Annotated in this window: 21 protein-coding genes; 9 read left to right on the top strand and 12 right to left on the bottom strand. The window is 43.8% G+C overall.

Annotation, left to right across the window (positions count from 1 at the left end):
- Nucleotides 1-110: 110 nt before the first annotated feature.
- The 8 genes from MH117_RS04520 to mtnB all read left to right on the top strand — a co-directional run bounded on the left by MH117_RS04520 (nt 111) and on the right by mtnB (nt 8,382).
- The gene (locus MH117_RS04520; protein ID WP_239327439.1) at nt 111-593 is read left to right on the top strand and encodes a type IV secretion system protein VirB6; all 483 of its coding nucleotides are present in this window, start codon (nt 111-113) and stop codon (nt 591-593) included.
- A 108-nt stretch (nt 594-701) separates the two neighbouring features.
- Nucleotides 702-1,892, top strand: coding sequence for a pyridoxal phosphate-dependent aminotransferase (locus MH117_RS04515; RefSeq protein WP_239327438.1), 1,191 nt, complete (start codon nt 702-704; stop codon nt 1,890-1,892).
- Between the two features lie 434 nt (nt 1,893-2,326).
- Nucleotides 2,327-3,427 carry a glutamate 5-kinase gene (proB, locus tag MH117_RS04510; protein WP_239327437.1) on the top strand — a complete coding sequence of 367 codons (1,101 nt, stop codon included), beginning with the start codon at nt 2,327-2,329 and terminating at the stop codon, nt 3,425-3,427.
- An 84-nt stretch (nt 3,428-3,511) separates the two neighbouring features.
- On the top strand, nt 3,512-4,759 hold the full coding sequence (locus MH117_RS04505) for a glutamate-5-semialdehyde dehydrogenase (protein ID WP_239327436.1): 1,248 nt from the start codon (nt 3,512-3,514) through the stop codon (nt 4,757-4,759).
- A gap of 140 nt (nt 4,760-4,899) precedes the next feature.
- Complete coding sequence (gene proC / locus MH117_RS04500; protein ID WP_239327435.1) at nt 4,900-5,775, top strand: pyrroline-5-carboxylate reductase; 876 nt, start codon at nt 4,900-4,902, stop codon at nt 5,773-5,775.
- Complete coding sequence (locus MH117_RS04495) at nt 5,772-6,986, top strand: 2,3-diketo-5-methylthiopentyl-1-phosphate enolase (RefSeq protein WP_239327434.1); 1,215 nt, start codon at nt 5,772-5,774, stop codon at nt 6,984-6,986. The genes proC and MH117_RS04495 overlap by 4 nt, the downstream gene beginning before the upstream one ends.
- Entirely contained in the window at nt 6,986-7,672 is a 687-nt protein-coding gene (locus tag MH117_RS04490; protein ID WP_239327433.1) for a 2-hydroxy-3-keto-5-methylthiopentenyl-1-phosphate phosphatase, read from the top strand. The genes MH117_RS04495 and MH117_RS04490 overlap by 1 nt, the downstream gene beginning before the upstream one ends.
- 68 nt (nt 7,673-7,740) lie before the next feature.
- Nucleotides 7,741-8,382, top strand: coding sequence for a methylthioribulose 1-phosphate dehydratase (mtnB, locus tag MH117_RS04485; RefSeq protein WP_239327755.1), 642 nt, complete (start codon nt 7,741-7,743; stop codon nt 8,380-8,382).
- 218 nt (nt 8,383-8,600) lie between these two features.
- Here the strand turns inward: mtnB and MH117_RS04480 are convergent, their stop codons facing one another.
- From MH117_RS04480 to MH117_RS04455, 6 genes are all read right to left on the bottom strand, one after another.
- Complete coding sequence (locus MH117_RS04480; RefSeq protein ID WP_239327432.1) at nt 8,601-9,800, bottom strand: sensor histidine kinase; 1,200 nt, start codon at nt 9,798-9,800, stop codon at nt 8,601-8,603.
- Complete coding sequence (locus tag MH117_RS04475; RefSeq protein WP_239327431.1) at nt 9,790-10,485, bottom strand: response regulator transcription factor; 696 nt, start codon at nt 10,483-10,485, stop codon at nt 9,790-9,792. Before MH117_RS04475 ends, MH117_RS04480 begins: the two co-directional genes overlap by 11 nt.
- A 114-nt stretch (nt 10,486-10,599) precedes the next feature.
- The gene (locus tag MH117_RS04470; RefSeq protein ID WP_239327430.1) at nt 10,600-10,986 is read right to left on the bottom strand and encodes a hypothetical protein; all 387 of its coding nucleotides are present in this window, start codon (nt 10,984-10,986) and stop codon (nt 10,600-10,602) included.
- Between the two features lie 243 nt (nt 10,987-11,229).
- Nucleotides 11,230-13,146 (bottom strand): threonine--tRNA ligase, encoded by a 1,917-nt coding sequence (gene thrS / locus MH117_RS04465; protein ID WP_239327754.1) that lies wholly within the window; start codon nt 13,144-13,146, stop codon nt 11,230-11,232.
- A 458-nt stretch (nt 13,147-13,604) separates the two neighbouring features.
- Entirely contained in the window at nt 13,605-14,480 is an 876-nt protein-coding gene (locus MH117_RS04460; protein WP_239327429.1) for a phosphotransferase family protein, read from the bottom strand.
- Nucleotides 14,481-14,533: 53 nt separating this feature from the next.
- A complete protein-coding gene (locus MH117_RS04455) occupies nt 14,534-15,397 on the bottom strand; it encodes an alpha/beta fold hydrolase (protein ID WP_239327428.1) in 864 nt (287 codons plus the stop codon).
- A gap of 617 nt (nt 15,398-16,014) precedes the next feature.
- Here MH117_RS04455 and MH117_RS04450 point away from each other — a divergent pair.
- Nucleotides 16,015-16,797 (top strand): Cof-type HAD-IIB family hydrolase, encoded by a 783-nt coding sequence (locus tag MH117_RS04450; RefSeq protein ID WP_239327427.1) that lies wholly within the window; start codon nt 16,015-16,017, stop codon nt 16,795-16,797.
- Nucleotides 16,798-16,992: 195 nt separating this feature from the next.
- Here MH117_RS04450 and MH117_RS04445 read toward each other — a convergent pair whose 3' ends face one another.
- From MH117_RS04445 to MH117_RS04420, 6 genes are all read right to left on the bottom strand, one after another.
- On the bottom strand, nt 16,993-17,673 hold the full coding sequence (locus tag MH117_RS04445) for a DnaD domain-containing protein (protein ID WP_239327426.1): 681 nt from the start codon (nt 17,671-17,673) through the stop codon (nt 16,993-16,995).
- A gap of 185 nt (nt 17,674-17,858) precedes the next feature.
- Nucleotides 17,859-19,154 (bottom strand): asparagine--tRNA ligase, encoded by a 1,296-nt coding sequence (gene asnS, locus MH117_RS04440; RefSeq protein WP_239327425.1) that lies wholly within the window; start codon nt 19,152-19,154, stop codon nt 17,859-17,861.
- Between the two features lie 60 nt (nt 19,155-19,214).
- Complete coding sequence (locus MH117_RS04435) at nt 19,215-20,432, bottom strand: acetate/propionate family kinase (RefSeq protein ID WP_239327424.1); 1,218 nt, start codon at nt 20,430-20,432, stop codon at nt 19,215-19,217.
- Nucleotides 20,429-21,301, bottom strand: coding sequence for a 3-hydroxyacyl-CoA dehydrogenase family protein (locus MH117_RS04430; RefSeq protein WP_239327423.1), 873 nt, complete (start codon nt 21,299-21,301; stop codon nt 20,429-20,431). The genes MH117_RS04435 and MH117_RS04430 overlap by 4 nt, the downstream gene beginning before the upstream one ends.
- Nucleotides 21,302-21,444: 143 nt before the next feature.
- Nucleotides 21,445-22,968 (bottom strand): AAA family ATPase, encoded by a 1,524-nt coding sequence (locus MH117_RS04425; RefSeq protein ID WP_239327422.1) that lies wholly within the window; start codon nt 22,966-22,968, stop codon nt 21,445-21,447.
- Nucleotides 22,940-23,500 carry a quinolinate synthase gene (locus MH117_RS04420; protein WP_239327421.1) on the bottom strand — a complete coding sequence of 187 codons (561 nt, stop codon included), beginning with the start codon at nt 23,498-23,500 and terminating at the stop codon, nt 22,940-22,942. The genes MH117_RS04425 and MH117_RS04420 overlap by 29 nt, the downstream gene beginning before the upstream one ends.
- Between the last annotated feature and the right edge of the window lie 192 nt (nt 23,501-23,692).

The raw sequence follows: 23,692 nt of genomic DNA, 5'->3' as shown, positions 1-23,692 counted from the left end.
CACTTTCTTCCATCATAACGCTTCATGGAATTACGTCAAGTTGGACAAAGTAAGAAAGCATCCCCAATATGCGGGCAGCTATTTTATAGATAGATGAAGGGAGCATCATCATGCGTTTCTTGCCAATTGCACCTGCACGTATCCTATTTGTTGCAGCCTTTTGTTTGTTCTGTACACTGTTCCAGTCTGTTCCAGTGGGCGCTTTTACGCAAAATCCTCAGACGCTGCCGCCCATTCAGGTATTTGACATGGAACAAGAACGTATTGTCAAGTCAGTATCAAATGAAGCGAAGTACCAAAAGAGCGCTCAACAATGGCTGCAATCCGTCACTGGACTCTCACCGCAAATAACGATTGGCAAACGTCCAGGCTATATCGTCAGAATTCCGTTAGAGAAGCCGTTTACTGTACATCTCGCTAATCAGCAGATTGACACAAGTGATGTTTTTCTTATTTACAGTCCACCAAAGCAGCCACTGCTTCTCATATTCTCTGCCGACCGCAAGCCTTACATGCTGGAGATCAAAGCGGACGTTAAACCTTTTATGGAGGAACTGCTCACGCCGTCACAACCAGGAGCAAACAGAGAATAATGCGAGACTATTCTTAAAAAGAAGTGTACACTCCCTCCAAAACATGCTAAATTATCGTTATTATTTGGAATAAAGCATGCATATAAATTTGTCTCGGAGTGGATAAAGATGGTACAAGCAAAGTCGCAATTTCAAGTTGTCCCCGCAGATCGTATGATGCATCTGCCAACACAATTTTTCTCCAACCTTGTCAAGAAAGCGAACGCACGGATTGCTGAAGGCCATGATGTCATTAATCTTGGCCAAGGCAATCCGGATCTGCCTACACCTGCTCATATCGTGGAATCCCTGCAATCTGCCGCTGCCAATCCTACATACCATCGATATCCGCCATTTAGCGGGTTTCTCTATCTAAAAGAAGCGATTGCGAAGCGCTACAAAGAAGATTACAACGTTGAACTTGATCCAGAAACAGAGGTCGCAATTCTGTTTGGGGGCAAGACTGGACTGGTGGAATTAAGCCAGATTTTATTAAATCCAGGTGACGTGTGCTTGGTACCAGATCCGGGATACCCTGACTATTGGTCAGGTGTAGTCCTGTCCGGTGCAGAAATGGTCATGATGCCGCTTGTTGAGGCCAATCAGTATCTGCCTCAATACGAAGCCTTGTCTCCTTCTGACGTGGAACGCGCCAAGTTGATGTTTCTGAACTATCCAAACAATCCTACATCAGCAGTTGCCAATCGCCAATTTTATCAGGATACAGTTTCCTTTGCAGCTAAGCATAACATCATAGTAGCAAGCGACTTCGCTTATGGTGCGCTCGGCTTTGATGGAAAGCGTCCTGTTAGTTTTCTGGAGACACCAGGTGCAAAAGAAGTCGGCATTGAATTCTACACCATGTCCAAGACGTACAACATGGCAGGATGGCGTGTTGCTTTTGCTGTGGGCAATAAAGATATTGTTCGCTTGATCAACTTGATGCAAGATCATATGTACGTCAGCCTGTTCGGAGCCGTTCAAGAAGCTGCTGCTGCTGCTTTAACGGGACCTCAAGATTCTGTATATAAGTTGTGTGCCACTTACGAGTCGCGTCGAAATGCCATGTTTAGCGCTTTGCAAGAAATTGGATGGAAGTCCAACCCATCCGCCGGTTCTTTCTTTGCATGGCTGCCTGTCGCTGACGGTTATGATTCAGTATCGTTTGCTGACAAATTGCTGGAAGAAGCAAATGTTGTTGTTGCAGCAGGTGTTGGATTTGGTAAACATGGTGAAGGATACGTTCGCGTAGGCCTGCTCTCCAGCGAGGAGAGACTTAAAGAAGCTGTATACCGAATTGGCGAGCTTAAACTGTTTTAAACGCAACTCGTCAAATATTGGGCTTTAATTCGCTCCCATCAATCTTTACAACTGTTAGGATCACGTGTAAACTGATGATTAATAGTTTTGCTTTAACTTGATACGTATGACACGTAATGACAGGACCAGTACGCAAGTTATGTAACGTCCAGAGATCAGATGCCAGGGGCTGCAAGCATCTGACGTGTACAATTGCGGAACCCTACCCTTGAACGGTCTTGACGCCAACATCTTAGGAACAGGCGTCACCTGAACGGTAAGCCCCGTTATCGGCTATGAGCAGGAAGGTCATACCCAGCTGCCGGTTCAATCGGCTGCTTGAAGCATGCCTTCAATGAAGGTGGTACCGCGGAAGCCCAGACTTTCGTCCTTTATAGGACGAAAGTCTTTTTTGTATTCTTATGGATATGATAGATGTGAAAAAGGTGGTAACCATGAATCAACGAATCGTAGTTAAAATTGGCAGCAGTTCTCTCACCTCGGAGCATGGCGGATTAGACAAAAACCAAATTAGATATTATGCAAAAGAATTGAAATCCCTGACTGATTTGGGATTACAAGTGGTGCTGGTAACCTCTGGCGCTGTTGCGGCGGGATTCCGCGCAATCGGCTACGAGACTCGGCCAAAGCAATTGCATGAGAAGCAAGCCGCAGCAGCCGTTGGTCAAGCACTGCTCATGCAAGCTTATCAAGAAAGCTTACAACCTTATGGGATCACGGCTGCGCAAATTTTGCTAACCCGTCAGGACTTTGCCAACCGCAAGCGCGGGCACAACGCCCACATGACAATTGAAGAGCTTTTAAAGCAAGGAATTATTCCGATCGTGAATGAAAATGATACTGTCTCAGTTGACGAATTAAAATTCGGTGACAACGACACGTTGTCTGCGCTTGTCGCTAATTTGGTACACGCTGAAAGTGTCATTATTATTACAGACACAGACGGACTCTATACTGCAGACCCTAGATCTAATCCAGAGGCACGTCGATTCGAGCGGATCGAACAGATTACGGAGCAAATCTACGCCTATGCAGGTGGGGCTGGCACTTCTGTTGGCACCGGCGGCATGCGTTCCAAGCTCGATGCGGCACGTATCGCTATGCGTGGAGGTGTAAGCGCATTTGTAGGACGTGTACACGAAGCCGGTGATCTTCTTCAAGCGGTTAATGGTTCTGGCAAGGGTACTTACTTTGAGACCCAACTGCATTCACTTCCTGTTAAGAAGCAATGGCTTGGCTTCCACTCTACTCCACTTGGCCGTATTCGTGTGGACGAAGGTGCAGAGCATGCGCTGCTTATTAAAGGCTCGAGCCTGCTCCCAGTAGGAATAACCGACGTACATGGTCAGTTCCATCCTGGCGATGTCGTAGAAGTAATCGGTGTAGATGGTCGTCTCATTGGGCGCGGCATTGTCAATTACGACTATGCACAGCTTCGCAAAGTAGCAGGCTGGTCAACTGCTGATGTGCTCATGGCTTTAGAAGTAGCTAGAATAGAAGTCATCCACCGTGACGAATGGGTCACCCTTCGTTAAGCAAGACATAACTTCCATGTAACCATACTTCAAGTACAAGTCAAATTTATATATTTATTAGCTCATCTTAAGGAGGCTGCTGACATGAGTGAAGTAAGAAGCAAGGCCAAATTGGCTAAACAAGCTGCGATCGTTATGAACAAATTAACAACGGAGCAAAAGAACGAAGCACTCCTGCACATGGCACACAAGTTGATCGTATCACAGGAGTCTATTATTGCCGCGAATATGTTGGATCTTGAGCGCGGTCGTCAAGCAGGCACATCTGAGTCGCTGCTGGATCGACTCGCCTTAACAGAAGCCCGTATCGACGATATCGCAGAGGGTCTGCGACAGATTGCAGCACTGCCTGACCCGGTGGGAGACGTACTTGCAACTTTTGATCGTCCAAACGGTCTGCACGTAGAGCATATTCGCGTACCTCTTGGTGTGATCGGCATGATCTACGAAGCACGCCCCAACGTTACCGTAGATGCTGCAGGCCTGTGTCTCAAAACAGGAAACGCTGTGCTGCTGCGCGGCGGCTCCGCAGCCCTGTCTACAAATAAGCGTATTGTAGAAGTGCTTCATGAAGCACTTCTAGACACTGCCATCCCTGTGGAGGCTCTTCAAATCATCGAAGATCCCAATCGGGCGTCAGTTGATGAAATGTTAACCTTAAACGGCCTGCTGGATGTTGTTATTCCGCGTGGGGGTGCTTCGCTAATCCAGAATGTCGTGCAAAATGCAACCGTCCCCGTTATTGAAACGGGTGCTGGTGTATGCCACACCTTTATAGATGCATCTGCTCAGCCGGATATGGCGACTGAAATTGCCTGGAATGCCAAAGTACAGCGCCCTTCCGTTTGTAATTCCATGGAAACATTGCTTGTGCACCGTCAATATGATCTAGAACAAATAAAGTTATTACTGGCGCGTTATCACGAGAATGGTGTCCGTATTTACGGCTGTTCCTATACGAATGAAATAGCACCGTTTGCAGAACAGGCAACAGAACAGAGTTACAGCACGGAATATAGCGATTTCACGCTTAACGTCAAATTTGTTCACGATTTAGACGAAGCACTGCAGCATATTGCGAGACATAGCACAATGCACTCCGAATGCATTGTAACCGAAAACGAGCATCACGCCGCCCGCTTCCTTCAAGAAGTTGATGCGGCAGCAGTTTACCATAATGCTTCGACCCGCTTCACTGATGGATTTGAGTTTGGATATGGCGCCGAGATTGGCATCAGCACACAGAAGCTGCATGCTCGCGGACCTATGGGACTGCCAGCCTTGACTTCAAGCAAGTATCGTGTCTATGGCACAGGTCAAATTCGCGGGTAGAAACTTAAATAAATAATAGATAAATAATAGAGATTATAGAGATTATAGAGACACCATACACATTTGAGCCTCGTACACCAGTCATTATCACAACATGATAGAACTGCGGGTCGGGGCTCTACGGATAGGAGCAATATATAATGAAGCTAACAGTTGATGCAAATCAGAAAGTGCACACCCCTAACCCGCACTATTGTTTTTTTGGAGCTGGTTCTGCTGCAGAAGCATTTGTTAAAGGCATGCTGGATAATAACATCACAACACCTCAACATGTTGCGATGATTAATCGTAATAGCGAAGCAAGGCTTGGTTATTTGCGTGAGAAATACGGTGTCAGCGCAAGCAATCATGACGAAATCAAAGCAAAATGGCTGCATGAGGCTGATGTCATTATTTTGGCTATGAAGCCTAAAGACGCAATCGAAGCCTGTAAGGAGCTGCGCCCTCTCCTGCATAACAAAAGCTTAATTGTTTCAATAATCGCAGGCTTATCCATCTCAACTATTCAACAAATTCTTGGAGAAACCCCTGTTGTACGTACGATGCCCAATACCTCCAGTACGATAGGACTTGGCGCAACTGGTGTCTGCTATTCTGCCGAAACCACTATAGAGCAGCGCTTCATTGCCGAACAAATGCTCAAAGCAATTGGTATCGTAGCGGAAGTGGAAGAAAGTTTACTAGATGCCGTGACAGGGGTATCCGGAAGTGGTCCTGCTTATGTATACTATTTAATGGAAGCGATGATAGAAGCAGCTGCTCATGAAGGGTTAAGCATGCAGCAGGCGCATGAACTGGTCATACAGACTGTTCGTGGTGCTGCCGAGATGGTCCGACTGACGGGTGAATCTCCTGCTGTTCTACGGCAGAAAGTGACGTCACCTGGAGGAACCACACAAGCAGCTCTGAACGTATTGAATGAACGCGGCGTAAAAGAAGCGGTCAAAGAGGCAATCGTTCAGGCCCGTGCACGCGCTGCCGAGATGGGAGAACAAATAGGGAGGGAACTCAGGTGAATCATAACTGCATCGCCACATATCGCTTATATGATGATCGCGCTGATTTTCAAAAGAAAGCAGAAGGGATTGCGATTGGGCTTACAGTAGGAAGCTGGACCGACCTGCCGGAACTGCAGAAAGAATCCATGCGCAAGCATCTTGGCCAAGTAGAATGGATAAAAGTATACGAATCGGATCAAGCAGGCGAACGCTACGCGGACATTGCCATCGCCTACCCGGACGTCAACTTCAGCCATGACATTCCAGCGCTGCTTGTTACCGTGTTCGGCAAGCTGTCAATGGACGGCAGGGTGAAATTGATCGACTTGCAATGGTCCGATGACTTCCAGCAAGCATTTGCCGGTCCAAAGTTCGGTGTTGATGGCGTGCGCGAACAGCTAGGCGTCTATAACCGTCCACTGCTGATGAGTATATTCAAGTCAGTCATCGGCCACGATCTGCCGACGCTGAAGCAGCAATTCTACCAGCAGGCGCTGGGTGGTGTAGATCTTATCAAGGATGATGAGATCTTGTTTGAGAATCCGCTAACCCCGATCCAAGATCGGGTTCGTGCATGCATGGAGGCCGCACAGCAGGCCGAGCAAGCAACCGGCAAAAAGCTGCTGTATGCCGCCAACTTGACAGGCTCAACCTTTAAGCTGCGTGAGCAAGCACTCCGTGCGATTGACGCAGGTGCGAATGCTTTATTGTTTAACACGTTAAGTTATGGATACGATGCGCTGCATGGTTTAAGCGCCGATACGGATATTAACGTGCCGATCCTTGCGCACCCTGCGATGGCTGGTGCCCTGTACCCTTCGCCGCATTATGGCATATCCGCAGCACTGCTGTTAGGCAAGCTTATGCGGCTGGCTGGTGCAGACCTTATCCTCTTCCCGTCTCCTTACGGCTCAGTAACGATGCCGCGGGAAGATACTCAAGGCATTCGAGCAGCTTGTCTGGATACGAAGATGCCGATGAACCGCAGCTTACCAGTTCCTTCTGCTGGCATTCATCCTGCACTCGTTCCGCTTATTATTAAAGACTTCGGCATAGATGTCGTTGTTAATGCGGGCGGTGGTGTGCACGGACATCCCGATGGAACGGCAAGCGGCGGTCAAGCCTTTGTCCAAGCGATCGAAGCTACGACGCAGGGCATTCCATTGGCAGACTACGCCGCATCGCATACAGAATTACAAGCAGCATTAGATATGTGGGGGAACAAATAATGCACACCAAGAAACGTCGAATCGTATTTTGCGATTTTGACGGCACCATTACTATAAATGATAACATCGTTGCACTTATGAAGCATTTTAACCCGGATGGCTGGTCTAATATTGTAGAAGATGTGATCCATGAACGGAAGTCTGTACGTCAAGGCGTCGGCGAAATGTTCGCCCTGCTGCCTGTTTCTCTGCAAGAGCAAGCAGCACAGCAAGCTATCGCGCAAGCTCAGATCCGCCCTGGATTTGCAGAGTTTCTCCAATATTGTCAAGAGCAAGATATTGATTTTTATGTCACCAGCGGAGGGATCGACTTTTTTGTCTACCCGCTATTGGAACCATTTGGCATTCCGACAGACCATATTTATTGCAATGGTAGTGATTTCAGTGGAGAATCGATCCAAATCACATGGCCTAATGCCTGCCAACCGCCATGCACAAATGACTGCGGGATGTGTAAGACAACGATTGTAAGACAGTTCCCAGCCGAGAAATACGAACGAATCGTTATCGGCGACAGTGTAACTGACTTTGCAGCGGCCAAGCTTGTGGAGACTATTTATGCCAGATCTCATCTAATTGATAAATGCGAACAACTGCAACTGCCATTCACACGATTCGAGACGTTTTTTGACATCATTGAACATATGTCCACGAGCGCGGTACTTGACGCATTTGAGTCAAAATAACCCTATCTTGTTAAGCGCGCTGCTGTGATGCAGGAATCCGGCAGGAATTTCGTATTGGGAGGAACTTAATAGTGAGTCTAGAAATCACATTAGAGCACAAACAGCAGGCATTCCATGAATTACGATCCGTAAAAGAATTATTTGCATCACGCAATTGGTTTCCAGGCACGAGCGGCAATTTGTCGGTACGTGTAGGCGATATCCAAGAAGGACAATTTCAGTTTGCGATTACCGCAAGCGGCAAAGATAAAACCGTACATACGCCTGAGGATTTCCTGCTTGTTAACGAACTTGGTCAGCCTACAGAGCGGACTTCGTTAAAGCCAAGCGCCGAGACGTTAATTCATTGCGAAATTTATCGTCTAACTGGCTGCGGTGCTATCTTCCATGTACACACTGTTTTTAATAACATTGTATCTGAGTTGTACGGAGATGAGGGCTATATTCCTGTTCAAGGTGTGGAGCTGATCAAAGCGTTTAACATTTGGGAGGAAAATGCGAGAATTGAGATCCCGGTTGTACCGAACTACACCCATATTCCGAGTATCGTCCCTTGTGTTACTGAGAAGCTGAATCCCGTTATTCCGGGTATTATCTTGCGTAACCATGGCATATATGCATGGGGGGCTAATAGCTTCGAAGCAAAACGACATCTAGAGGCGTTTGAGTTTTTATTTGAATATGTGTATCGTATGAAAGCACTTGCCTAGAAGATTCGCGTTATGCTGCAACAGCTGAGTATGCTAATATGATGTCCCTACTCTACTGGGCAAATTAATAAGCAATACTAACCGGAATACCTGCCGAGGTGTTCCGGTTTTCAGTATGTCCATTGTTCCAACTGCTGTAATAAGTGTCTGTGTCTGATAAGGGAAATAAACTCAATTTTAGAAGAATGAGCTAGGATTGGCCCCTGCCCCATCTTACATTATCCTCCAATCCCCCCACTTTTTTCTCCTTGGCTTTGTATCATCTGTCTTATAGGCAATGTGACTTGCATGGTAGTCCCGATTCCTTCGATACTTTGCACCTTAATCGTTCCATGATGCTTCGTTATAATCGACTTGACGAGCGCAAGACCAAGACCTGTACCTGCAATTGCGCGGGAACGTGATTTATCCACCCTATAAAAAGGTTCAAATATCAGATCAATCTCATGTTCTGGTATGCCAACTCCCTGATCACTTACCGTTAGAGTTAAGTACTCATGCTCTGTGGATGTTAACAGTTCGACTTTGCCACCAGGCTTATTGTATTTTACCGCATTGGCCACGAGGTTAAATATCGCGCTGTACAACATGGCATAATTTCCGTTCAATTGGCACGTGCATTTATGAATACCGATGCTCACCTGATGTTGATCCGCCAATGGTTGCAATTCCCTCCTGATACGTTTAAACATGTCATAGATCCCGATCAAATCATCATATGTCGTACTATCTTCCAGAGCCAGCTCGAGCAAATTATCCACCACTTGTATTAAACGATCAGTGCTCTGCTGTGTCACTTCTGCATTCAGCTTATAATCCTCCATCGTCGGGTATTGATCCAACTGCAGAACTTGTATGGAGGTCTTAATCGTGGTCAATGGTGTTTTAAGCTCATGAGCTGCATCCGCTGCAAATCTTCGCTGTCTAGCGAACGATCGATCAAGCCGGTCAAGCATACGATTAAACGAGACAGACAAACTTCCCAACTCATCCTTGCTGCTCGGCACAGGTATCCGCTGTTCCAAATTAAGTTCATGAATGCCCTTTACAGCCTCGTTCAGTTCTGAGAGCGGTCGCAATGCCCTACCAACCATCATGTAGGTTCCGCCAATACCCACCAGGATAATAATTGTCATTACCGTAAGGCTCTGGTTCGAAAAATTCTTCTGCGCCTCCACCACACGTATAGTAGCCGATATATTGGAAAGTGGAGAGCTTCCTTCTCCTTTACGGTGCATATTCTCATCCAGACGAATTTCCGTACTGCGATCATCCACTATTGTTTTATTTAACATGGTTCCAGAAAAGTAATCTTGCGCTCCTCTGATGGAGGCCATTGTAAGCACAACAGAAATAATGATAATTACAATTCCGACGAGTGCCGTTATTCTCACTCTTAAAGAAACGTTATTGATCACTGACGTCCTCCGCTGCATAGGAAATCACATAACCGTGTCCCCTATAATTTTTAATGATTTCGCTGTCTCCTGCGACAGCCGACAATTTTTTCTTTAAAGAATGAATGTGGTACTTTAATGAGTTGGAAAACAAATCAACCTCACTGTCCCAGACGTGTTCAATGATCTCCTCAGCACTTATCACTCTATCCTGGTGATAAAGCAAGTATTCTAATAAGCTATGTTCTTTTTTAGTTAGCTCTAGCGCTTGCTGATGAACAGTCACTAGCTTTTTGGCTGTATCCATACAAACTGGTCCGCAAGACAGCTGTGTCCGTTGCTGAACAAACGATTGTCTGAGCAAATTCCGAATGCGAGCCTCCAGCTCAAAGAAATCAAAGGGTTTTGCCAAATAATCGTTAGCTCCAAAGTCCAAGCCCTTAATCTTGTCCTCTACTGCACTACGAGCAGATAAAATAATGATTTTGATCTCAGCGTTAAGCTGACGAATAGATTGCAGTACTTCTAACCCATCCACTTTAGGCAAGTTTAAATCCAATATGATAATATCGTAAGTATTTACATCATATAAATCCAATGCTTCTTCTCCGTCATATCCGCAATCGACAGCATATCCGCACTTTCTAAGCCCTTTGCTAATAACCGAACTGAGCAGCAATTCGTCTTCTACCAGCAATATTTTCATGAATACCTCCTGTTTATCCGTACCTGTCGTAACACCGACCGAAAAGCCGCACATAGAGTGCGACTCTTTTAGGATGGTGTAAGATCGTATAGTTATGCTCTTATAAAGTTGTTTTTATTGTTTGTTTAACTGGACTTTCCCTTTGGTATCTTGCGATAATTTACCTGGTGCTAACACCTTAAAATCCACCGACAGGTCGCTTACCATTTGCTTGTTCAGAGGGGTTCCTTTTACTTTAGTATCCATTGTACCCGATTCGAACGTTTTGATTGTTCCGGTAACATTTTCTTTAGATACGTTCTTCTGTTCTTTTTTATCTTTTATTAGCTTCTCTTTTCCTGCTGTCTGAATACCTAGAGCGTCAGCTGTTATTTCAGTAATCTTTGCAGAAATGTTGTCCAGAGAGTTGCCAGAACCTGAACTAGCAGCAAACGCCGATGCAGATCCCCCTACAACCAAAAACGCACTAAGCAATCCAATAACTGATTTTTTCATTTTCATTTTTATTTCCTCCTAAAGTTTAATATGATTTGTCTTACATCCATGGCTTTATTATAAAGAGCAGTAAGTTAGGACAAGGTTAGAAAATAACCAGCTTCAATTCGTTTTAAAAAATAAAAAAGCGACCCTAAGTCATGCGGGTCGCCTGAATAAAGTGAACAGCTATTTATCCATCAAACGGATGGATAGTAACGTTGTGCAACTGAGTGATTATGGCCAACTACTTGTAAGATCGGCTTAATCCTACTCCTTTTTAGCCAAAATTTCTTGCTTTATCTGTTCAATCAGCTCAAGTATACTCTTCATGCCCAAATCCCCTTTGCCACGCTTGCGAACGGATACACTATTTGTGTTTTTCTCATTTTCACCGAGCACCAGCATATAAGGTACTTTTTCCAACTGGGCTTCGCGAATTTTGTAACCAAGCTTTTCATCGCGCACATCCATCTCAACCCGAATCCCCGCCTCAGCTAATCCCTTTTTAACTGAGTAAGCATATTCGTTATAATGCTCCGACACAGGCAGCAGCTTCGCCTGAACAGGTGCAAGCCATAGCGGGAATGCACCTGCATAATGCTCGGTAATAATGCCTATGAAACGATCAATAGAGCCGTATACCGCGCGATGAATTACGACAGGTCGGTACTTCTGACTGTCTTCACCAATATAAGTCAGATCAAATTTCTCCGGCATCTGAAAATCAAGTTGTATCGTTCCACACTGCCAGCTTCGTTTAAGAGCATCTAAAATGTGGAAGTCAATCTTAGGACCATAGAACGCGCCATCTCCTTCATTTACGTGATACTGAATGCCGCGCTTATCCAGTACTTGCTGCAGCGACTTCTCCGCTTCATCCCACAGTTCATCTGAACCCATGTAATCCTCAGGTCGTGTTGATAGCTCGATCTTGTATTCAAAACCAAACACTTGATAAATATGGTCAATCAATGCGATGACCTGACCAATCTCATCCTCGATCTGACTCGGTAGTACAAATAAATGAGCGTCATCTTGACAGAACGTACGGACACGCATCATTCCGTTAAGTGCCCCCGAATATTCATGACGGTGGACTTGCCCGTATTCAGAAAGCCGAATAGGCAATTCCCGATACGAATGCATGCTGTTCTTGAAAACAAGCATATGTCCTGGGCAGTTCATCGGCTTAAGCGCAAAAGTCTTATCGTCCACATTTGTAAAGTACATGTTATCTTTATAATGATCCCAATGTCCGGACTGCTCCCAAAGGCGATTATTTAACATTAGTGGTGTACGCACCTCGTCGTACCCTCTTTGCTGCTGAATATCACGCGCGAAGTTTTCCAACTCTGTGCGGATCGTCATCCCCTTTGGCAAATAAAAAGGCATTCCTGGTGCTTCTTCGGAGAACATAAATAACTCAAGTTCTTTACCAAGTTTGCGGTGATCGCGCTTTTTGGCTTCCTCTAACAATTGCAAATGTTCCGACAGCTCTGCTTTTTTTGGAAATGAAGTGCCATAAATGCGCTGCAGCATCTTGTTATTTGAATCTCCACGCCAGTAGGCACCTGCCACATTTAGCAGCTTAAAAGCTTTAATTCTTCCTGTCGAAGGAAGATGTGGACCTCTGCAAAGGTCAACAAACTCGCCTTGTTCATATAGGGTGATAACCGCCTCATCTGGCAGCCCTTGAATAAGTTCAATCTTTAACGGTTCCTCTAATTGTTCAAAAATGTCCATCGCTTCTTTCCGACTTACAACACGACGAACTATCGGCAAGTTCTCCTGTATGATAGTCTCCATTTCACGTTCAATACTCAGGAGATCATCACTTGATACTGGTGTATTTATATCGATATCATAATAAAATCCGTTATCGATAACGGGTCCGATTCCAAGCTTAACACGCTCTGTACCGTACATTCGTTTCAATGCTTGGGCCATGATATGTGCTGTCGTATGCCGATACACATCTACACCATCTTTGCTGTCCAACGTTACAATTTCCACTCGGCATTCATCTGCAATCGGCTCGTTCAGATCAACTAGTTTGCCATCCATTTTACCCGCAACGGCATTCTTCCTTAAGCCTATGCTAATTGATTCCGCTACCTGTGCTATCGTTGTGCCTTGTGAATACCCCTTTTTAGCTCCATCTGGCAATGTTACTTTGATCTCCATGATCTCGTCTCCATTCTTTATCATTATGAATTTGAATGCAAAAAAACGCCTCTCTCCACTAAGGGACGAGTGCGTTCAGCTCGTGGTTCCACCCTAATTCGACCATTATCAAGTCATACCGCGCTATTGCCCGTGCATGAAGGATAAGGTCCTTATTAGTATCCGTTATCGAGGATAAGTCGGTGCCACATACTGCCAAGATCAATAGATCTAGGGGTTCAATGCCACAGCTACAAAGGGGTAATCTCACATCCGTAACGGAAGAAGCTTTCAGCTTACACTTCTCTCTCTGGACAGTCCGTGAAGGAGATCATTTCTCTGATCAATGCCTCATATATAATTATTGAAATTAACACTAGCATTCATTTTCCACAAAGTCAACAACAAATAAATCAATATATGAAATATCAAGTAAATATTTGGTACAAACATTAAAGTATATTCGTTGAACTAGCAATCTATCTATAATCTTTAATTCCACTTTCAAAAGCCTGTCGATCGTCATGCTCAATTCCGTGTAATGCTTCTTGTAAAGCAAATGTACTTTTATAAAATTGCACTCGTTCAGATATTTCATTGCCGTTAGGATACAGGTTAATACACATATCAAAAAAATCTTCACCATAGCTGGAAAGTATTCCAGCAAAGTCATACGCTGGATCTCCTAAGCCAGAACCACCAAAATCTATTATCCCTGAAACCATACTTGTCTCTGGATTCCACAAGATGTTAGACGCTCCAAAATCTCCGTGTATAAGTGTCATTTCTAAATTTGAAAATCTTTCGCCTTTTAGGAACGTTTCAAAGGAATGTGATATTTCCTTTTGAGCGTTTTTTCTGATAAATGGAAATAATTTATTTTGAATCTTATCATATAGGTTACCCATCTCTTCACGAGGATTACAAACCTCTAGTTTCAAATCTCGACTTGCTTTTTCTTCTGAAATAGAATGGAGTTCTACTAGAAAAGAAACAAGTTGTTTTGCCAACCCTTTAACCAATTCAACACTCTTAACACCTGTTAAACTTTCCTTCCACAAAGGAACACCATCTATTAGGTTATAGCCAGTGAAGACCTTACCTGGTTCTAACTCTTCAAAAGACTGATAAATTGGATTCGGAATAGGTGTGGAGACGATACCTTTAATATAATTCAAAATTTCCGTCTCTCTTCTTAATTGAACTATTCCATTTTTATATTTTGGAAATCTAAAAACCAAAGATTTGTTTACAATTAACACATCATTATTCTGTCCAATTTCATTAAAATAACAGTCTTCAATGGGAAGGTCAGAATAAAACAATTGAATATTTTCAATAAAGTTATTAGTCATTTAGTAATCCCCCCTTTTTTGTCTCTTTCTTTATTTTTCAAAGGACTTTCAAGTTACAAAACACTAAAGAAATCAATGATCATGTTCTTTTCACGCTCTGGCATCATATGCATGTGCCCGCACCCTTTTAACATATGAGTCGTGTTATTTGGAATGATTCTTTTCGCCCTTGGTAATACTTTTTTCGCTGGAAATAAACAATCTTTTTCTCCTGCCATAATAAGTGTTGGCGCTTTGCACTGTTGCATTAATTGTTCACTCACATTGGATGGCATCCCCACTTTTGTTTTTACATGATCAAAACTATCTTTCACCATATCCAAAGTATCTATATCAAGAATTTCTTCTTTAATAGCCATAAATAAAGCTGTTTCTTTTATATATTTTTCTTTCTTTGTTAGTTTATATTTGAGGAGTGGTATCATCATTTTTACAGTACTGATTGGAAAGGCATTGTTAATGCCTGATGGCACAATTAATACAGATTTCTTTACTTTCTCCGGTGCGGTACACATCAATTTTGCCAGAACTCCGCCTCCAAATGAAACCCCAAAACAAGCTATTTTATCAAATCCAAGCGCTGTTATAACATCGCTTGCCCACTTTCCATAATCATAATTGCGAGGAGAGAGATGAACCTCATCACTTTTTCCAGGGTGCCCAATAATATCAACCGCATAGATGTGAAAATGCTTAAGCAGGAATTTGTACATTAATAAATTATAGGCAGTTGTACTATTTCCACCATGAAATACTAACAATGGTTCACCCGATAGATTGCCAGTTTCAATGATATGTGTTTTCCCAAAACGAGTATGCACGTAAATATCCTCGCAGGAATAATCCAATTTCTTCAATTGAGCTTCATAAAGCTTAAGTGACATTTCTCTTCCAGATGGTGTTTTGTAAATACTCATATAGGCCTCTTTTATATCCGTATTTTCTTACACGTCTTATTTAAAAGTTATCTCATTCATTAATTTAATTAGGCTATGATTCAAGTGAATAATAGCCGCTTTTGGATACCCCATTTAAGATGAAACCTTAATTCCATCTTGACTTGTTATTCGCTAATATATTCAAAAATCCTTCTTCTACTAAACTGCACCGTTAGGTTTAAGTACAGTTTCTTACAAGATAAACATTAATATAACATAAATACCCATCAAAAGATCACCTCAAAGAATGAAAAAGAGGTGATTTTTATAAATTTTTATTACAAATAATCAATCTTTTTTACAAATCTACGCCTCCCTGTATCAATTAGCAGCTTCATACTGCTTAATACCATCCATCACGACTTAACTGACAGTTATGGTCTGGGCAGTCCGTTCATCCTTTAACCTGAACTTGCCGTTAATTAACAACTCTATCCATTTTATTGTACCGATAATTTGCGATCGGATAAAAATCTATTGGGATGAGGAATGATATACTACATTTGACCAAAAAAGTTTGCTAATTAATAGTTTATTTAATGTTTTGCCTTATTATAGTTTGATGAGATGGACCCACAGATAAAGGAGGAACGACATTGACTATAAAGATTGTATTTTTTGATCTAGACGGTACTATTGTCGATAATCAAACCGATCAAGTACCTATCTCAACTATTCAAAGCATTAAAGCATTGCATAGCAAAGGTATCCAAGTTGTATTAGCCACCGGGCGCTCCTATTTTTTTACTAAATCAGTCGGCAGATTACTTAAGGTTCAAAATTTTATTAATTGTAGTGGCTCATATGTTAGATTAGGTCACGAAGAAGTCTATAAAGATCCGATTTCTCAAAATGATTTTGATCATTTAGTGCAAATATGCAGCTTAAACGGGGATCATCTGTCTTGTTTTGGTGTAGAAGATAGTTATTCCAATGGATTAGCAAAAGAGGTAGCACTACCTATATTAAAAAATATTGACTGTCACGAAATCCCAAGTATATTCCCTCATCGTAAAGTTGAATATATGGGTATGTGTTTATTTTTAAGTAATGGTAATATCAATGATTATCATAACATCTCGACCGAACTTCAATTTTACCATTGGGGAGAAAACATTCCAAACGCATATAATATAGAGAGAAAAGGCAATAACAAAGCGAATGCAATTCAAAAAGTACTTCAACATTTTAATTTTAGCGCAGATGAAGCTATTGCCTTTGGTGATGGGATCAATGATATCGAGATGTTACAAACAGTTCGAATTGGAGTCGCTATGGGGAATGCGCGAGAAGGATTGAAGGAAAAGGCCGATTTTATAACAAAAAATGTAGACGATGATGGAATATACCATGCACTTAAAACATTAAATGTAATTTAATAGCTCGACCGCTGAGATGAAGCACATATATTTGAGCATGCCTTGCCTTGATAAGATCATAAACGAACTGTTTGTTCAACTGATCCGCAAATTTACTATCACTATAATCAGTCATGCCAGAATAACATGATTGATTATAGTGATAAATGGATCACGTTCTTCATTCCTAATGGGAAAGTATCATTTAACGCCGCGTCATCGTGATCCTCTAAATTTTTGAGTATGTGCGCGAGCCTCTTCGACGGTCTGAATTTTATTTCGACTCCACTCCAATAGAATACGGTCGATGTATCTGAAATGTATTTTGCCTGCAAATACCGCTTCCTTTAAGGCTAGCAGGATAAGCTCCAGTGCATACCGATCGTCATCTATCCAGCCAGCAATCGTCTCATATTCCATCGGAGACAACGGACGGCCAAATTCCTTCTCGAATATCTCGAACAAGTTTAATGATTCTTGCTCTCCGGCTGCGGGCGCAGCAGCACGCTGTCGCTTGCGTTCAGCGATTGCCTCATCAGTTAACAGATGGCCAAGCTTGTCGTATAAACCTGTTAAATTGTAGCGTTCAAATTGAACACCCGATTCCGGATCAATTTCTTCATCAATGGTCAGAAAACCATCCTTCATCATACGCTGCAGGGAAGTAATCACATGGCTTGCAGGAACACTCATGCGCTCTTGAATTTCTTCAATAGTTGGGAAGTCCTTCCACTCATTTTGTTTAAATGCGGTCAAATGAATGATAACCATCGTATCCGTATCCGTAAGTCCAAGCCGCTTATAATGCTTAAGCAGCAAATAAGGCAGCGATACCTGACCTGTCATCAATGCGTGTGATATGCCTTTAGCATAAGCCCGATAAGCTTCTCCACTCATGATCGCTCCCCCTTTATGTATTTTGAGTAAGTTTATCCCTATACTGATGGCTTAGTGATCTCTGTTCTTCTTCACAACCTTTACATTGTCTCATACTTTGGCAAGTTTAGTAAGTCCCATGTCCACATAGACAACACATCCCGTATCACAACGAAGTGATACGGGATGATAGGTAATTTATTAGTTTAAGGATACAAGCGGTACAGCATACGTGGGAACGGAATTGTCTCGCGTACGTGATCCAGTCCGCAGATCCAAGCTACTGTGCGTTCTAGCCCAAGACCAAAGCCTGAGTGAGGAACTGTACCGTATTTGCGAAGATCCATATACCATTGGTAAGCTTCAGCTGCTAAGTCATGCTCGCGGAAGCGTTCTGCCATCAATTCAGGATCGTCAATTCGCTGTGATCCGCCAATAATCTCACCATAACCTTCAGGCGCAATCATATCCGCACAAAGCACGACGTCTGGGTTCGAAGGATCTGGCTTCATATAGAATGCCTTAATCTTCGTCGGATAATGCGTAATAAAGACAGGTGTCTCATACTGCTCAGCGATTGCTGTCTCATGTGGCGCACCAAAATCTTCGCCCCACGGGATGTCAAAGCCCTTCTCTTGCAGGAATTTAATTGCATCGTCATACGTGATGCGTGGGAATGCTCCGATAACCTTTTCCAGCTTGGTTGTGTCGCGCTCCAACGTTTCCAGCTCAGACTTGCAATTGGTCAAGACGGATTGTACGATATGCGACACAAATTGTTCCTGCACACGCAAGTTCTCATCGTGGTCTACAAACGCCATCTCCGGCTCAATCATCCAAAACTCGATCAGGTGGCGTCTAGTTTTGGATTTCTCGGCACGGAACGTTGGTCCAAAGGAATATACTTTACCAAGTGCCATAGCCGCCGCTTCCATATAAAGCTGACCACTTTGCGTCAAGAACGCATCTTCTTCGAAGTATTTCGTATGGAAAAGCTCCGTTGTGCCTTCACAAGAAGAAGGTGTTAAGATCGGAGGATCCATTAACGTAAACCCACGATCATTAAAGAACTGCTGCACAGCTGCGATAATTTGGCCACGAATCGCCATGACTGCACGCTGCTTAGGTGCACGCAGCCACAGATGACGGTGATCCATCAAGAAATCGACGCCATGTTCCTTTGGTGTAATTGGATAGTCCTGCGTAATTTGAATGACTTCTACATTCGTAACCGTCAATTCAAAACCGGACTTGGAGCGTGGCTCCTCCCGTACAACCCCTGTCACATATAAGGAGCTCTCTTGAGTCAGGCTCTTCGCCGCTTCCCAAGCTTCCTCCGACAGTTCTGTCTTCACCGCGACACCCTGCATAAATCCCGTACCGTCGCGTAATTGCAGAAATTGAATTTTACCGCTCTTGCGCTTGTTGTGCAGCCAGCAGCCAATGCGGACTTCCGCGCCCACATGTTTGCTTACTTCACGAATGACACAAGTTGTCGCCATCGTTTCGATCTCCCCTATTTGTTAATTCGCCACAGCCCTCATGGCACCGGAAGCGTATGCTTATGCTTTGTTAGAGTTAGCTTCTTGTGCAAGGCGATACGTATCGCGTGCAATCATAAGCTCCTCATTAGTAGGGACAACAAGTACCGCTACTCGTGAGTTAGGTGTGGAAATGACACGTGGTTCCTTCGAACGAACCTTATTCAACTCTTGGTCAATTTCTACGCCCAAGAATGTCAGGTTGTCACACACGTGCTTGCGAACAATCGCAGAGTTCTCCCCAACACCAGCAGTAAAGACAATCACGTCCACACCGTCCATTGCTGCCGCATATGCACCGATATACTTACGAAGACGGTACTCATACATCTCAAATGCTAGAGTCGCATTCGGTTCGCCTGCTTCCATGCCGTCTGTAATCTCACGCATATCACTGGATAGCCCGGACACAGCCAACAAGCCGCTATGCTTGTTAAGCATGGAATTCACTTCATTGACCGTTAAGTCTTCCTTCATCATCGTAAATGGTACGATTGCTGGATCAAGGTCACCACTACGGGTACCCATCATCAAGCCTTCAAGCGGAGTCATACCCATCGTCGTATCGACCGACACGCCGCCTTTGACAGCCGTCAAGCTACCGCCATTACCGATGTGACAAGTAATAATCTTCAGATCCTCCAGTGGACGATCAACAACCAGTGCCGCACGTTTGCTCACATAATCATGGGAAGTTCCATGGAAGCCATAACGACGGATTTTGTGTTTCTTGTACAACACTTTAGGAATGGCATACATATACGCTTTAGCAGGCATTGTTTGATGGAAAGCTGTATCAAATACAACTGCCTGCGGCACGTTAGGCATGTTGGCTTCAGCCGCTTTGATTCCCATCATACAAGCTGGGTTATGTAGCGGCGCCAAGTCAAACAAACGACGAATTTCCGATTTAACCTCGGAATCCACGAGTACAGAACTCTTAAACGTCTCGCCGCCGTGAACGACACGATGACCAACAGCCTCAATTTCGCCGATCGAACCGACAACACCAACCTGAGGGTCAGTCAACTTATCCAACACTTTACGGATTGCTGTTGTGTGGTCTAGTATTTCACTAACCTCAGTAATCTCGTCTACATGATGTGGTTCGTGAACGAGGATGGATGAATCCATGCCAATACGTTCCACTCGACCTGCCGCCAAGACGGCTTCTGTCGTCATGTCGTAAATTTGATATTTAAGCGAGGAGCTTCCTGCGTTAATTACGAGAATTTTCATAGTCTATCCCCATCCTTGTCATACTTGAAGAATCCGACGCCGGTCTTAATACCGAGTTGGTTAGCGCGAACCATCTTTTTCAACAACACGGAAGGACGATACTTGATATCTCCGAATTCACGGAACATACGCTCCATAGCCGCCAATACCGAATCTAAGCCAAAACGGTCTGCCATTTCAAGCGGGCCATATTGGAAATTATATCCGATTCTCATCGCATTGTCGATGTCTTCTGCAGTTGCAACGCCTTCTTGAAGCACATGCAGCGCTTCATTGATAAGAATGCAAATAATCCGTGTAGTAACGAAGCCAGGCGATTCATAAACCATAACGCCTTTCTTCTGTACAACTTCCTCTACAAAACGTTTCGTTTCCGAGAACGTAGCGTCCGAAGTCTTCAACCCACGGATAATTTCAACCAAGTCAACCTTGGATACTGGATAAATAAAGTGCATGCCAATGACACGCTCAGGATATTTAGTCGTACTTGCAAGCTCAGTCAACGACAAAGTCGATGTATTGCTTGCCAGAATGATACTGCTAGGGCAGACACGATCAAGCTCTGCGAAGATCGCTTTCTTCGCTTCCAAATCTTCCGAGATCGTCTCAATTACCATGTCACAAGCGCTAAGTTCAGCGAGATGAGTTACTTTGTGAATGCGGGACAAGATAAGCTTCTTCTCGGCTTGTGTAATGGCCCATTTCTCCAATTGCTTGTCCAAGCTTGTTTCGATCATTTCATAAGCATGGTTTAGCTTCTCCGGCGTTTGCTCCACCAACAGCACGTCCAGGCCTTTCACAGCAAGCATTTCTGCGATGCCTTGGCCCATTGTACCGCCGCCAATGACGCCGATTTTTTTGAAAAACATGGTCTCTTCCACCTTTCATGTTTCTATGCTCTTCTGGTATTGTACCCGAACATGGGGTATCGTTATCAAAAGGATTAACGCATAGGTACCTAACGATATCTTAACATGTTTAAGGTTAAAAAAAGGAGATTACCAGCGCATTTTCACGCTGGTAATTGTTTACTTTCACATATTAGACACCGGAAATCGTCCCCCGAAAGCTGCTCATCTTGAATCAGCTTCTCCAACGAATGCTGGAACGTATCCCGATGCTGTTCCAACATCTGTCTAGTCCGTGCCGTTAATTGCTCCATGATGGTATTCATCTCAGCAGACAAAGCCTCAATCGATACATGCTTCATTTTAACTATACCAAGACTTGTCAGACCTGCGTTTACCATGGTCTCCACTATGTTTAATGCCTGATCAAAGTCTCCTTGCGAGCCTGTACTCCGATGGCCATAGAACATTTCTTCCGCCACAGCGCCGCCAAGAGAGATCATAATCTGTTCTTCCAGAAATGGTAGTGTATATAAATATTTTTCCTGCTGAGGCTGATGTCGAACATACCCTAACGCTTGACCCCTTGGACTAAGCGACACTTGGGATACACTGCCTGGACGAACTATTTCCGCCACAATAGCATGACCGAGTTCATGCAAAGCAACACGGCGCCGTTCTTCCTGATTGGTCTCCCGATCCGTCTTCTCCCCCATCATCACTTTATCGATGGCCAGTGACAGATGGCGCATCTCAATCTGCTCTTTTTCTTCGCGCATTGCATAAATAGCACCTTCGTTCAGCACGCTTTCAAGCTGAGCACCGGAGAAACCAAATGTCTCTTCTGCAATCTTTTCAAGCTGTACTTCATCTGCAATCGGTTTGTTCAAAGTATGCAGCTCCAAGATATGCTGTCTGCCTTTCTTATCGGGAAGATCCACCTGAATATGTCGATCAAACCGTCCTGGGCGCAGCAGCGCACCGTCAAGCATTTCTTTGCGATTGGTTGCTGCCATAATCAGTATACGAGGCATCTCATCTGCATACAAACCATCCATCTCTGTTAATAATTGATTAAGCGTCTGGTCATATTCCTTCTGCTGACCACCTTCACGCTTTCCACCAATCACATCAATTTCATCGATAAAAATAATCGCGTTTTCCTTCTTTTCTTTGGCAGCGAGCTGACGTGCATCTTTAAATAAACTACGAATACGTCCTGCGCCTACACCCACATACATCTCCACGAATTCACTACCTGATGCGCCAAGAAAGACGGCATCTGCATAACTCGCTGCAGCTTTTGCCATCAACGTCTTGCCTGTACCCGGTGGTCCTGTCAGCAGAATCCCCTTTAAGGGGCGGATGCCAAATTTTTTAATGGCTTCCGGTCTGACAAGAAAGTCCAAAGCTTCAACAAGTTCATGCTTCGCACGATCTTGACCGCCAATCCTTTCAAATCCAATGGATTGTACCTTAGCGGATCGTGACTTCGAACGTGTGCTGCCGTTGCCGCCGGTCATCCCTGTAGCTTTACTGCGATATCGTGCTGCAAAAGCCAAAATACCGATAGCCGCAGCCGCAATGACAATCGGCCACACATTAATACCAATGTAAGCAAGAAAAGCAAGTATGACTATCGACAAACCGATCGCTAACTCAGGCCACGCCATCGTCCGATTTCGCATTTGGCCACACCCCCATTGGTTGTCCTTGTAATGGCAATAACACGACTTTGCTGTTGCCTTCATCATCCTTAACTGTTACATATACATACTGGTTGTCCATCTCGGTCTGCACCTTAACGCCTTTATCTTTGGCTAGGCTTGCAAGCTTATCGGGTATATCTCCATAGCGTTGATGTGCCATAGCCTCTGACACAGGAAATAAAGCTTCAGACCACCACTTTTCCAGCTTGTGCGACGTTTTATCGTTTATGACCTGAATATCTACTGTACGCTGCTGGGCTTGCTTTGCCGTTTCTTCATATACATGCTGTACAACCTCGCGTATATCACTATTCGGGCTAACTCGCAGCTTAATAACCACCTGCTTCGGCTGCCAATTTACTTCTGCTTGCTGTACATGGCTTATATCTTTAATGTTGGTTTGCAGCGGTGCTTCCATAAGCTGATGTCGGTAAATATACCAGCCTCCAAATAATAAGCTGCCACTAATAAGGATTGTTGATAACAACGGAATCCAACGAATTTGTTTCAATCAGTATCACTCCTTTGTGGATTTATAAAAAAAGAAGCTAGACGGCTGTATAGTGAGTGATTATATATTATTTTTATATCAAATAAGACATATAGAAGTATATCATATAGGTATATCATTTGAGCAATGTAATGATTGGTAAGAATGATATGACCCATACTAAAAAATATGATCTTTACCTATTCCAATTTA

The sequence above is a fragment of the Paenibacillus sp. ACRRX genome, from assembly GCF_022346885.1.
Taxonomy (GTDB): domain Bacteria; phylum Bacillota; class Bacilli; order Paenibacillales; family Paenibacillaceae; genus Paenibacillus_B.
This window is presented reverse-complemented; position numbering and strand designations above follow the sequence as displayed.